Source organism: Bacillus sp. H1a, from assembly GCF_000633475.1.
Taxonomy (GTDB): Bacteria; Bacillota; Bacilli; order Bacillales; family Bacillaceae_G; genus Bacillus_A; species Bacillus_A paramycoides.
Window position 1 is genome coordinate 1 of the sequence record NZ_AYMH01000087.1, and the last position, 12,034, is coordinate 12,034.

General features: G+C 33.0%; 12 protein-coding genes and 3 pseudogenes. 13 read left to right on the forward strand and 2 right to left on the reverse strand.

Annotated elements, in window-relative coordinates; all coding sequences use genetic code 11:
- The 3 genes from U860_RS0129185 to U860_RS0129195 all read left to right on the forward strand — a co-directional run.
- Positions 1-622: thiol-activated cytolysin C-terminal domain-containing protein (locus U860_RS0129185; RefSeq protein ID WP_025151251.1), on the forward strand; the 622-nt coding region annotated here is incomplete at its 5' end.
- A 401-nt stretch (positions 623-1,023) separates the two neighbouring features.
- The gene (gene tnpA, locus U860_RS0129190) at positions 1,024-1,422 is read left to right on the forward strand and encodes an IS200/IS605 family transposase (RefSeq protein ID WP_025151252.1); all 399 of its coding nucleotides are present in this window, start codon (positions 1,024-1,026) and stop codon (positions 1,420-1,422) included.
- Positions 1,423-1,433: 11 nt separating this feature from the next.
- Positions 1,434-2,546, forward strand: a complete 1,113-nt coding sequence (locus U860_RS0129195) for an RNA-guided endonuclease TnpB family protein (RefSeq protein ID WP_025151253.1) — start codon at positions 1,434-1,436, stop codon at positions 2,544-2,546.
- A gap of 137 nt (positions 2,547-2,683) precedes the next feature.
- Here the strand turns inward: U860_RS0129195 and U860_RS35475 are convergent.
- Positions 2,684-2,779: pseudogene (locus tag U860_RS35475) on the reverse strand (RNA-guided endonuclease TnpB family protein); the annotation flags it as partial.
- A 175-nt stretch (positions 2,780-2,954) separates the two neighbouring features.
- On the opposite strand from U860_RS35475, the gene U860_RS0129205 reads away from it, so the two are divergent.
- Together U860_RS0129205 and U860_RS0129210 are read left to right on the forward strand one after the other, a co-directional pair.
- On the forward strand, positions 2,955-3,233 hold the full coding sequence (locus U860_RS0129205) for an AbrB/MazE/SpoVT family DNA-binding domain-containing protein (protein ID WP_025151255.1): 279 nt from the start codon (positions 2,955-2,957) through the stop codon (positions 3,231-3,233).
- 123 nt (positions 3,234-3,356) lie between these two features.
- Positions 3,357-3,686: pseudogene (locus U860_RS0129210) on the forward strand (SMI1/KNR4 family protein); the annotation flags it as partial.
- Positions 3,687-3,936: 250 nt separating this feature from the next.
- On the opposite strand, the gene U860_RS34585 reads toward U860_RS0129210, so the two are convergent.
- Positions 3,937-4,107, reverse strand: a complete 171-nt coding sequence (locus U860_RS34585; protein WP_240184506.1) for a DUF1093 domain-containing protein — start codon at positions 4,105-4,107, stop codon at positions 3,937-3,939.
- A 379-nt stretch (positions 4,108-4,486) separates the two neighbouring features.
- Here U860_RS34585 and U860_RS0129215 point away from each other — a divergent pair, with 379 nt between their 5' ends.
- The 8 genes and pseudogenes from U860_RS0129215 to U860_RS0129255 all read left to right on the forward strand — a co-directional run bounded on the left by U860_RS0129215 (position 4,487) and on the right by U860_RS0129255 (position 12,013).
- The gene (locus tag U860_RS0129215; protein ID WP_025151257.1) at positions 4,487-6,019 is read left to right on the forward strand and encodes a DUF3887 domain-containing protein; all 1,533 of its coding nucleotides are present in this window, start codon (positions 4,487-4,489) and stop codon (positions 6,017-6,019) included.
- 489 nt (positions 6,020-6,508) lie between these two features.
- Positions 6,509-7,105: a DedA family protein gene (locus U860_RS0129220; RefSeq protein ID WP_025151258.1), complete on the forward strand. Its 597-nt coding sequence runs from the start codon at positions 6,509-6,511 to the stop codon at positions 7,103-7,105.
- Positions 7,106-7,465: 360 nt separating this feature from the next.
- Positions 7,466-8,619, forward strand: a pseudogene (locus U860_RS32215) (1-deoxy-D-xylulose-5-phosphate reductoisomerase).
- A gap of 218 nt (positions 8,620-8,837) precedes the next feature.
- A complete protein-coding gene (locus U860_RS0129235; RefSeq protein ID WP_025151259.1) occupies positions 8,838-9,410 on the forward strand; it encodes a histidine phosphatase family protein in 573 nt (190 codons plus the stop codon).
- A 186-nt stretch (positions 9,411-9,596) separates the two neighbouring features.
- On the forward strand, positions 9,597-9,980 hold the full coding sequence (locus tag U860_RS0129240; protein ID WP_025151260.1) for a hypothetical protein: 384 nt from the start codon (positions 9,597-9,599) through the stop codon (positions 9,978-9,980).
- Positions 9,981-10,336: 356 nt separating this feature from the next.
- Positions 10,337-10,729: a GtrA family protein gene (locus tag U860_RS0129245; protein WP_025151261.1), complete on the forward strand. Its 393-nt coding sequence runs from the start codon at positions 10,337-10,339 to the stop codon at positions 10,727-10,729.
- A gap of 186 nt (positions 10,730-10,915) precedes the next feature.
- Positions 10,916-11,644: a glycosyltransferase family 2 protein gene (locus U860_RS0129250; RefSeq protein ID WP_025151262.1), complete on the forward strand. Its 729-nt coding sequence runs from the start codon at positions 10,916-10,918 to the stop codon at positions 11,642-11,644.
- Between the two features lie 6 nt (positions 11,645-11,650).
- Complete coding sequence (locus tag U860_RS0129255) at positions 11,651-12,013, forward strand: DUF2304 domain-containing protein (RefSeq protein WP_025151263.1); 363 nt, start codon at positions 11,651-11,653, stop codon at positions 12,011-12,013.
- Positions 12,014-12,034: the final 21 nt, after the last annotated feature.

Sequence of the window (12,034 nt, forward strand, 5' to 3'; positions counted from 1 at the left end):
TTTTAAAGCCTTAATTAAGGGTCAAGGCGTTGAAGCGAGTGGACAGTACAAAGATATTTTTGAAGACAGTACCTTTACCGCTGTAGTACTAGGTGGAGACGCAAAAGAGCATAACAAGGTTGTTACAAAAGATTTTAATGAAATCCGAAATATCATTAAAGATAATGCAGAATTAAGTTCTAAAAATCCAGCATACCCAATTTCATATACAAGTACTTTCTTAAAAGATAACGCAACTGCTGCTGTTCATAATAATACAGATTATATTGAGACTACAACTACAGAATATTCTAGTGCTAAAATGACGCTTGATCATTACGGTGCATATGTTGCTCAATTTGATGTATCTTGGGATGAATTCTCATATGATCAAAATGGAAAAGAAGTACTAACCCATAAAACTTGGGAAGGAAACGGCAGAGACAGAACTGCTCATTTCAATACAGTCATACCACTTCCACCGAATTCAAAAAATGTAAAAGTCGTAGCAAGAGAATGTACAGGTCTTGCATGGGAATGGTGGAGAACCATTATTAATGAACAAAATGTTCCATTAACAAATGAAATTAAAGTTTCAATTGGAGGAACAACATTACATCCAAATGCTAATATTAGTCATTAATTAAAACCTAATATATGTCCGAAGCGCCCTGTTTACAGGGCGCTTTTTTACTTGGTCACAAATATATTGGCGCATTTTCAAATATATCATACTCATCTAATTGGAGCGTCAGCATACTCTTTTAAGTAAAGAAAAAACGCTCAAAAGGCGGTTTGCTTTTACATTAACCTGTTCCAAGTCAAACTGTACACCGACTTTTAACTCATTAAACTAACCTCGGGTTGCGCCGAATCGTTGCATTTAACGAATTCCCCGAAAGAATTCTCCTTCCTCAAGCGTGTGAAGGGCGTAGCCCAACGGTAGGTGGGAGATGAATTTCGGTTTGGCGTAGCCAAAAGGTTTTGCTTTTTATTTTGTCTCTGATATAATCAGTCTTATAAATTATAAAGGTTGGTATATCAATGAAATTAGATAGTAATAACCATTCAGTATTCTTGTTGTATTATCACCTTGTGTTGGTCGTGAAATACAGAAGAAATGTGTTTGATGATGATATGTCATACTATGCAAAAGATATGTTTGTTCGACTATCTGAAAACTATAACATCACATTAGTTGAGTGGAATCATGATGTAGACCATGTTCATATTTTGTTCAAGGCACACCCTAATACAGAAATGACAAAATTCATCAATGCTTACAAAAGTGCAAGTTCTCGACTCATTAAAAGAGATTTTCCACAAGTAAAAAAGAAACTTTGGAAAGAGATGTTTTGGTCAAGAAGTTTTTGCTTACTAACTACTGGTGGTTCACCAATAGACGTAGTAAAGAAATATATTGAAAATCAAGGTGAAAAGTGAGGTGAAATGGTATGACAAAGCATAATAAGGCATATAAATTCCGTTTGTATCCAACAGAAGAACAAGCATATCTTATGCGTAAAACCTTCGGTTGTGTACGTTTCGTGTATAACAGAAGGTTAACTGAACGAAAAGAAGTGTATGAGAAATACAAAGATGATAAGGAACAACTAAAGAAACAAAAGCTTCCCACTCCTGCAAAATACAAAGCAGAATTTGAATGGTTGAAAGAAGTTGATTCATTAGCTTTGGCAAATGCCCAACTAAACTTGCAAACTGCCTATAAGAATTTCTTTAGTGGTCAAAATGACTTCCCAACATTCAAAAGCAAAAAAGATAGAAAGTCTTATACAACGAATGTAGTGAACGGAAATATTATGTTGCTTAATGGTCATATCAAATTGCCAAAACTGAAAATGGTACGTATCAAACAACATAGAGAAATACCACAAGACCATATAATCAAGTCATGTACGATTTCTATGACACCTACTGGTAAATACTATGTGTCCATCTTGACTGAATACGAAAAAGAGATTGTACAAAAAGAAGTAGAAACAGTTGTTGGATTAGACTTTGCGATGGATCGATTATACGTCAGTTCTGAGGATGAGAGAGCCAATTATCCTAAGTTCTATCGTGAAATGTTAGACCGATTAGCAAAGGCACAACGAGTATTATCAAGACGCACAAAAGGTTCAGGGCGTTGGAATAAGCAACGTATTCGGATAGCTAAGTTACATGAAAAAGTAGCAAACCAACGTAAGAACTTCCTTCATCATAAGTCTAAAGAGTTAGCTACTCATTTTGATGTTATAGCTATTGAAGATCTAAACATGAAAGGAATGTCGCAAGCACTTCATTTTGGAAAAAATGTCGCTGACAATGGTTGGGGTATGTTCACTTCTTTTTTAGCTTATAAACTACACGAACAAGGCAAACGACTTGTGAAAATAGACAAATGGTTTCCTTCCACAAAAACATGTAGCAGTTGTGGAAATGTGAAAAATATTTCATTGTCTGAGCGAGTATATTCTTGTATATGCGGTGTAAATCTCGATAGAGATTATAACGCAGCTATCAATATCAAAAATGAAGCAATACGCCTATTAGCGTTAGCATAGATAGTAATAAAATAACCCTTGGAACAAGGGGGTTAGCTTGGCTGTCTTAGGACGAATTCGTTAGCTATCAAAAGTAACGACTAACCGAGAAGCCCCCACTTCAAACAGTCCATTAGGACGTTAAGTGGTGGGTAGTTCACAATACGCCTTTCTACTTCAAGACTTTTGGCAAAGCGAATAAGGGCAAGTTTAGGTAATTTCATTTTGTTGCCTTCAATCGTAATATTTTCGTTATGGGGGGATTTTGATTCTTTAGGTTGATGGGCATTGTCTGTACCCCTTAAAGAAATTCTTGTTATGATCGTTAGTTTTTGGATCATTATGTTTCTCGTGTATGGTGAAAGCCTGTTACAATAGTAAAGAATAATTTGGGTACAAATTGATAAATGAAATGGGGAAAGATGCTAGATGAAAGCAACTGGAGTGACTAGAAAAGTAGATGAATTAGGGCGTGTAGTAATTCCAAAGGAACTTAGAAATACGCTTGGTATTAGAGAAAAATCGCCATTAGAGATCTTTGTAGAAGGTGAAGACATTGTTTTACAGAAGTATCAGCCTGGTGGTGTTTGTGCATTAACAGGAGAAGTATCAAATCGTAACATATCATTAGCAAATGGTAAGATCGCATTAAGTCCAGAAGGTGCAGAATTATTAATAAAAGAAATAGAACAATACCTTGTAAAATAAGAGGCTCCTTTCAAGGGGCTTTTTTAGGCTTAACATTATAATTTCACGTACCGTAATAATTAATAAAAAATAAAACACCACAGAAATAGTCTACATTTAATTTTATGTTGGGGTGTTGGCGGTTTCCTTGCAGATTCTATGGACTCATTTATCAATTTTATAAAAGATATAGGTAATTTTCTTACTGAGAAACAAGTGTTAGAAGGAAAAAGAATTATACAAAATGGAGAATTAAAAACATTGCTAAATAAGTTTTTGGAAAAAAATAAATTTGCTGATTTTGAAATATGGCACTCTTTATTGAGTCCATTATTTGATATTGCAGAAGAATACGAGCAAACATTGGAGACAAAAATAAAAAAGATGAAGAAAGAAGGAAAAAAAATAACGGAAATTGCTCACCTGCTTAATATAAAACCTAAAGAAGTGTATGAGTATATTAAGAAAGTTTAATAGGAACTATTCACTTTTTAGAGAACAAATGGGCGCGATTATGGAGCAATACAGGCAGAAAATGATTAAACTTTTTTATAAAGCCGAAACAAAAATCTGCTAAAGCAGAATCCATTTTGATCAATCTTTTTCAAAATGGATTCTTTTTATTTATCGTAAAACTTGGGATTGCGAGGTATTTTTGATTCAACTTTATTCCAAAGCTACAATATAGGAAGTTACTTCTTAATGGTTTATTTCTACATTACTGTTATCTTTGTGTCTGGCGTGTAAAGGCGTATAAAGGCATTCTCTTTAAGGGGCGTAAATGTAACTGTTTTTTTACTCCATCTTCATTATAAGTAGATAAAGTATAGAAACGCTGGTTACCTTTTACCTTACCCTTATTTGTTATTTGGACATAATATTGTTTTGTTCCCATTCTAGATCTCTCGCATCCTATAGCAAAACTAGAAACCAGTGCAAATAATATAAATATAACTAATGTTTTTTCATATAACTCTCTCCTTATCTTTGTGTATGGAAATTATAGTGAATTTTTTATAGTGAAGGAATTGATTATAGTGACATTAATATTACAAAACTGTAATGTTTATTAGGGGTCACATCCACTCAAAAAATCCAGTCATAAAAAAAGAGGGAGAAGGCATCTTTTATTGAAGTTTGTTTATAATAGCTTTTTAACCTGTTAGGGGGGATCGTAAAGTAGATTAATAATTTCTTTGATAATTTTTATTTTCCTTATAGTACTTGGCATGCTGTATTAAAAAATTTTAATTTTGAAAGGAGAATCAATAAAAATGAGCACGAAAAAAAGAATAGGGAATAAGTTATTACTTGTCAGTGCAATTTGTGCGATAACTATTCCTTCAGTTTCATTTGCGGAGGAAGTAATTTCACCTAAAAAATTCACGAGTTCTTCAAGTTTGTATGAGGAACGGAATACGGATGTATTGAAAACAAGTTTATATCACGATACATATAATAATCCGTTCAATTACCAATTTATTTCGACATTAAAGGAAACAAACACAAATATAAAAAAAATAGACAATACTGATGATGAAAATCCTATTATATCTACTACCCTTTTATTTATCCGCTATATGAATAGTGAGGATTATAAATCTGCATTTGATTTAACCTCACGATCATTACAGAAAATAATATCCGAAAAATGGCTGAAGAGCTATTGGAAGGGACTCCCTGCGCAATTACAGGCAGGTTCTTTTATGGGAATTGGAGAGGTAACACAAAAAGAGACAAATTCCGTTCATACAAATGTAGAGATTAAATTAGTTTTTGAACAATCTACTGTACCTTTACTAATTAAACTAGATCCATCTGGAAAAATAGATGATTTTCAACTTAGCATGTCGTTTAGTCCTGTTTCAGAGCGTCCATCATATAGTAAGCCTGAATCATTTGTAGATAAAGAAGTAGTAGTTGGAAGTGGTGCGTTTCCATTACCGGGAACATTGTCTGTTCCGAAGGGAAAGGGTCCTTTCCCTTCGGTTATTCTTGTTCAAGGATCTGGAGCAACTGATCAGGATGAAACAGTATTTGCCTTAAAACCATTTCGCGATTTAGCTGAAGGTCTTGCCTCGAAAGGAATTGCTGTCCTTCGCTATAATAAACGAACTTATGAACATGGATTGAAAACACAATTTAGTCCTTTTTATACAGTTGATAAAGAGACAACAGATGATGCTCTTCTTGCGACTCATTTTCTTCAAAATGAACCTATGATAAATAAAAATCAAATTTATATTCTTGGTCATAGTCAAGGTGGAATGATGCTTCCGAAAATGATCGAAAAAGACCAAAATCAAAATATTGCTGGTGCAATTGTGATGGGAGGACCAGCCCGTACGATCCAAGATGTTGTTTTAGATCAATTTGAGTATCTTTTTTCTATTGGGGCAATGAAACCGGAGGAATATAAATTTTACAAATCACAATTTGAATTATTAAATGATCCCAATTTCTCTAGTCAGAATCCTCCAAAAGATTTTTATTTAGGATCACCATTATTTTGGGATTCTATCCGTAAAATTAAGGCAGCAGAAATGTCAAAAGAACAAAAGACACCGCTGCTTATTATTCAAGGAGAAAGAGACTATCAAGTTCAATCAAAAATCGAAATTCCTCTTTGGAAAGAACAATTAAAAGAGCGAGATAACGTTGATTATCGACTATATCCAAAGTTAAATCACTTCTTTACAGAAGGAGATGGGGAATTAAGTAAACCAGATGAATATTATAGTCCTTCTAATATCCCTGAGTATGTTATAAATGATATTGCTGCTTGGGTGCACGGAAGATCGAAATAAAATTAGCAACCATATTTTTTAATAGCCATTTTCAGTTCTTAAGATAGAATCATTTTTAATAAGAGATATATAATTATATTATGATGTAAACAACTATAACGAACGGAGTAAAGTTTCTTATTCAAATACTTTAGATTCTCATATCAGGGGGCACCATACATGCCCATCAACTTAATATTTGGAAGTATACCCTAAACGAAAAAATTCGTTTGGGGTATTTACTTTTCTTAGCTTGATAGCGATGGGATAGCACCACACACCCATCAACTTAAGGTATATTTTTAATTACCCCCATAACGAAAATTTTATGCATCGTTGCCTACTGATAATGGGTGTTATATAAAGGAAGGTCAGTACATAACAAAGAAAACTTTATCATATTTCACTAGGAATAATTTGTATATTATGTAAAATAGAGATATGCCTGGAATAAGGTATCTCTTTATTTTGTTAGTATGTTTGAAAATTTTGTATATGGTAGGTGTAAAGATGTTAGGTAATTTAATCCATTCAATTTTAGTATTTTTAGAAGGACTTGGTTATTGGGGAGTTATGCTTGGACTAATGATTGAAATAATACCAAGTGAAATTGTGCTAGCGTATGCTGGATATTTAGTGTCATCAGGAAATATATCGTTTTTCGGTGCTGTTGTATTCGGTACAATTGGTGGAGTTATAGCACAGCTATTTATATACTGGATTGGTCGTTATGGAGGAAGACCAGTACTTGAGCGTTATGGAAAATATATTTTCATTCAAAAAAAGCATATTGATCATGCGGAAGCATGGTTCAATCGTTATGGAACTGGTGTAATATTTACAGCACGTTTTATTCCTTTTGTGCGCCATGCTATTTCAATACCTGCAGGTATTGCTAAAATGTCACATGTTAGATTTATTACGCTTACTACGCTTGCAATTATTCCTTGGTCGGCATTATTTGTATATTTAGGTTGGAAACTGGGTGAAAAGTGGGAGAATATAAATGAAGTAGCGGGGCCCTATGTTAAATATTTTGCTATTATTGCAGTGGCTCTTGCTGTTTTCTATTTTATTGTAAAAAAATTAATGAGAAGACGTGGCTAGTAATTTATTATTAGGAGTCACCATACATTACTATTAATCTAAGATGAATTTATATCCATAATTCATAGAAAGCGTTATTCTTTTTGTAGAAATATACAGGAAGGATGGCGTTTTTTATGAGTCTTTCGATTCAAGATGAGTTTCATTTGTTCGATGAAGAACTACAGCGATATCTATCTGCACATATTCTTCAACAACTCGCCCAGGAGACAGGTTTTGGATAACTTTGCAACAGAACCATTTACTTTATATTCGCTTAATTCCTGTTGTTTCTTTTTTAGAAAAGAAGGAATTTTATCTTTTTTGTCTAATTATATCTAGGTTTGCAAAAAGGGATTATACAACTTTGGAGGAATTATTATGGTAAAATATATTTCAATTCTTGGTTCAACCGGTTCAATTGGTACGTCTGCATTAGATGTAGTCACTACTCATCCGGAACATTTTAAAATTATTGGTTTAACAGCAAATCACAATATTGACCTTCTCGAAAAACAAATATATACATTTCACCCTCGAATTGTAAGTGTAAGTACAAAAGAATTAGCAGATGCTCTTTGGAAGCGAATTCCTACGGATACAAAAGTCACATATGGAATAGATGGATTAATTGAAGTTGCAACTCACCCTGATTCTAATCTTGTATTATCTTCAGTTGTCGGTGTCTCTGGTCTCCTTCCAACAATTGAAGCATTAAAAGCGAAAAAAGATATAGCAATTGCTAACAAAGAAACATTAGTTGCGGCAGGGCATATTGCGACAGAATTAGCGAAACAGAACGGCTGCCGCTTAATTCCAGTAGACAGTGAACACTCTGCCATTTTTCAATGTTTAAATGGGAAAATACTCAAGAAATCGAGAGGCTTATTGTTACTGCTTCAGGCGGTGCATTTCGAGATAAAACGCGCGAAGAAATGGAAATCTTACAAGCTAAAGATGCCTTAAAGCATCCCAACTGGTTAATGGGAGCAAAACTAACCATTGATTCAGCTACATTAATGAACAAAGGCTTTGAAATCATGGAAGCACGTTGGTTATTTGATATCCCTTATGAGAAAATTGATGTTTTAATTCATAAAGAAAGTATTATTCATTCTTTAGTTGAATTTATAGATGGCTCTATCATGGCACAGCTCGGTGCCCCTGACATGAGAATACCGATTCAATATGCATTTCATTATCCAACTAGATTACAATCGGACTATAAAAAATTAAACCTATTAGAGATAGCTAGCCTACATTTTGAAAAACCAAATTTCAAAAAATTCCCTTGCCTATACTATGCGTATGAATCTGGAAAAATTGGTGGTACAACACCTGCTGTCTTAAATGCAGCGAACGAAATTGCAAATGCGCTATATTTACAAAACAAAATTTCATTTTTTGATATTGAAAAAACAATTTATTCTACTCTTGAAGCTCATCATAGCATTGCAAATCCAGATTTGGAAACAGTATTAGACGCCGATCATTGGGCTCGTGAATATGCAAACGAATTATTAATTAGAAAATGAAAAAAGAGCTAGAACAGAACTAGTCTTTTTTAGCACTCCATTTTACGTGTTCTTTTGTTTTAATACACTTACGTTCACGGAATTGTAAAGAAACGTATTTAAGATATCGCATGCAGAAGGATTTATAGTGATTATTAGTTATGGTCATTGGGAGAGTTCTTTTTAATTAATAGAAGCTATATACGGAATAAAGAAACCTAAAAAAATTGGAGGTAATTATGAAAACTTTCATATATATGGTTAGACACGGAGATTCACCAAAGTCTGGAAAAGAAGGAACAAGAGGATTAACTGAAAAAGGAAAATTAGATGCTCAACGAATAACAGATATATTACAAGGTGAGGGAATCGACGTTGTTATCTCAAGTCCATACAATCGTTCAATTCTAACTGTTCAGCAGTTAGCGAAGCAAATAGGACAAGAAGTTTTAGTATTTGAAGACTTAAAAGAGAGAATTTTTATTGCTGAAGAGAAACGAATGTCGGATAAAGAATTATTTCCTTTGATAAAAAAGTCATTTTTAGACCCCGACTTTGCTTTAACGGGAGGAGAGTCTAATGTCGACTGTCAGAAACGTGCTATAAAAGTCTTAAACGAATTATTAAACACCTATCGAGGACAGAAAGTAGTATTAGGCACTCATGGAGCTGTAATGACTTTGGTGATGGGATATTATGACAGTAAGTATGATTTGAATTTTTTACTACAGACATCAAAACCAGATATATATAGAATGGAATTCAATGGGCAGGAATTGGTGGAAGTTAAAAGATTGTGGGAAATTTCATAGATTGACTTTATTCATCCATAGCTTCCCCAAATGACGTGTAGTATAAACAATAGGGTTACTGCGGTAACTCTTTTTCTTATGGCACTGACGGGGATTGAGTTCAACAATCTAAAAAATTCGGTTTCTTAGCGTACAAAATTCACGTTTTGTTCTTGCTACCCCGAGATGAAATGGGAGGGAATGTTTTTGGGCAGGATACCTTTAAAGTTATTTTTTAAATCAATCCTATTTTTTTTCTTATGCGGTATTGTTGTTTATTCTATATTTCAGATTATTTTTGTCTGGAGTGTTTCGACAGGATTAGGGAGGGATGATATAGTCGGATTTTCTGATAATAAGTATGTAATTGGTCGTCCACCTGTTAGCTATAATTTATATAAAAAAGATAGTGGGGAAACTATATTAGATAATGTTATTGGTTATAAAAAGGGGAAAACTAGAAGCTATGTTCGGAATGAAATTGAATTTGCAGTGATAAATGAGATAAAGGGTAGCTATGAACTGTATAAAATAGAAAATGCTTCAGAAAAGGATATAGAACAGCTGAAAGAAATGAAGAGATTAGAATAAAAGAGACTATCTGAAAGGTAAAAATGTACGCTTGTTATTATTAGATCTAAAAAATGTTTTAGACTGATAACTGAGTTTTATTTCATGAAAAGAGTCATTATAAAAATAAAGTATTAGGGGTTCAGTCACATGCCCATCACAATCAAGCTAAGAAAAGCAAGTACCCCAAAACGATAAAATTGGCATCTCCAGGTGAAAATGTAATTTAGAATGTACCTAACTTACCCCTTTAGTGTATAATAGTATTTAGAAAATAAAGGAAAATATCTGTTTTTAATTATAGCCCTAAATATTACTCAGTGTTTATGATTATATAAAGAAGGACTAATCAAATTATAGATAGGAAGAAAATTAAATTGAAAGTGTTTAATAAACAAGTGCTTCGTTTTATTATAGTGGGATGCATGAATACCCTGAATTATTACATATTCTATCTTTTATTAAGCCAATTAATAGGGTTAAATTATTTATCAGCACATATTATTGCTACTGTAATAGGCATAATAGGTTCTTTTTTTCTGAATACGTACTTTACTTACAAAACAAAACCGACTTTAAAGAAATTTTTACAATTCCCATTAACATATGCTGTTAATATTGCGGTTACAACTGTCGGCATTTATATTTTAGTTGACTTAGTAGGTTTAAATGAAATAATTTCACCTTTCCTAGCATCACTGACTGCAATACCTTTTACATATTTATTATCGAAAAAAATATTAGTTACGAAAATCGAAAGAATAGTATAGTGAGAAATTTACATAGGAAGCAACATTTTTATACCTGATGAAACTTGTAATGGGTGAAATGGCTGCAGAATTGGAGTGAAATAATAGCGAAGACTGGTCGCTTAGAAACCGGATTTTAAAATGCTAACTAACAATGTGTTTTACTAAAAATAATAATGCCTATTATCATATAAAGGATGATGCAATATGTCTGTTGAGGTACCAATTGTAATACCTAAAACCTTGATTATCATTCCCGCTTACAATGAAGAGGAAGCGATTGCGGATACATTAGCAAGACTTTTAGAACTAAAAGAACATTTTGTAGGATTAGATATTTGCGTAATTAATGATGGATCCAAAGATAAAACACCTGCAATTGTCACAACATTCCCGGTACATCTTGTAAATCTACCTTATAATTTAGGGATTGGGTCAGCTGTACAGACTGGATACAAATATGCTTATGAAAATGGTTATGATATCGCTATTCAATTTGATGCCGATGGACAACATAACCCAGAAGATTTATATAAAATCATCCAACCTATTGCTGAAGATCAATGCAATATGGTACTGGGGTCTCGATTTACGGAAAAAACCGCATATAAAGGAAGTCTTTCAAGAAGAATTGGAATATTTTACTTTACTGCCTTGTTAAAATTACTAACAAAACAAACATTTATGGATCCAACATCTGGATACCGCGCTATTAATCGCGAAGTAATTAAGATTTTCGCACATAATTATCCGAAAGATTATCCAGAACCTGAAGTGCTCATTCACTTAAAAAAGAAGAACCTTCGCATTAAGGAAATATCAGTTAATATGCAAGAAAGACAAGGGGGGCAATCTTCCATTACACCTTTAAAATCTGTATATTACATGATTAAAGTAAGTTTAGCCATATTAATGCAAAAAATTGTGAAAGGTTGATAATTCATGCCTATAGTTACCTTTTCATTTATCTTTATCTTATTATTATTTTTCCTAATTATTAATTCTATACGTAGAGGTGCTTTAGACACAAAATATTCTATCCTTTGGATTTTCGTTTGTATCGCAATGGCAATTTTAAGCTCTACAGATAAAATTATAAATTGGATTGGGCAGCTATTACACGTAGAATACCCACCATCTGTTTTATTCTTGTTCGGACTTTTATTCTGCTTTATTTTAATTTTTGATTTAACCCGTAAGGTTTCTAAACAGCATCACCAACTTGTAACATTGACACAAGATTATGCGCTGCTAAAACAAAAATTAAATAATAAAGAACAAAATGATTCTTTACACGATGCATAATTAAAAAAATGACCTACTTTC

Excerpts from the sequence above, each read along its gene's own strand:
- U860_RS0129235 (WP_025151259.1), top strand. The coding sequence starts at position 8,838 with ATGAAAACTTTCATATATATGGTTAGACACGGAGATTCACCAAAGTCT.
- U860_RS0129250 (WP_025151262.1), top strand. The coding sequence starts at position 10,916 with ATGTCTGTTGAGGTACCAATTGTAATACCTAAAACCTTGATTATCATT.
- U860_RS0129195 (WP_025151253.1), top strand. The coding sequence starts at position 1,434 with ATGACAAAGCATAATAAGGCATATAAATTCCGTTTGTATCCAACAGAA.
- U860_RS0129205 (WP_025151255.1), top strand. The coding sequence starts at position 2,955 with ATGAAAGCAACTGGAGTGACTAGAAAAGTAGATGAATTAGGGCGTGTA.
- U860_RS0129255 (WP_025151263.1), top strand. The coding sequence starts at position 11,651 with ATGCCTATAGTTACCTTTTCATTTATCTTTATCTTATTATTATTTTTC.
- U860_RS34585 (WP_240184506.1), bottom strand. The coding sequence starts at position 4,107 with ATGGGAACAAAACAATATTATGTCCAAATAACAAATAAGGGTAAGGTA.
- U860_RS0129220 (WP_025151258.1), top strand. The coding sequence starts at position 6,509 with ATGTTAGGTAATTTAATCCATTCAATTTTAGTATTTTTAGAAGGACTT.
- U860_RS0129215 (WP_025151257.1), top strand. The coding sequence starts at position 4,487 with ATGAGCACGAAAAAAAGAATAGGGAATAAGTTATTACTTGTCAGTGCA.
- tnpA (WP_025151252.1), top strand. The coding sequence starts at position 1,024 with ATGAAATTAGATAGTAATAACCATTCAGTATTCTTGTTGTATTATCAC.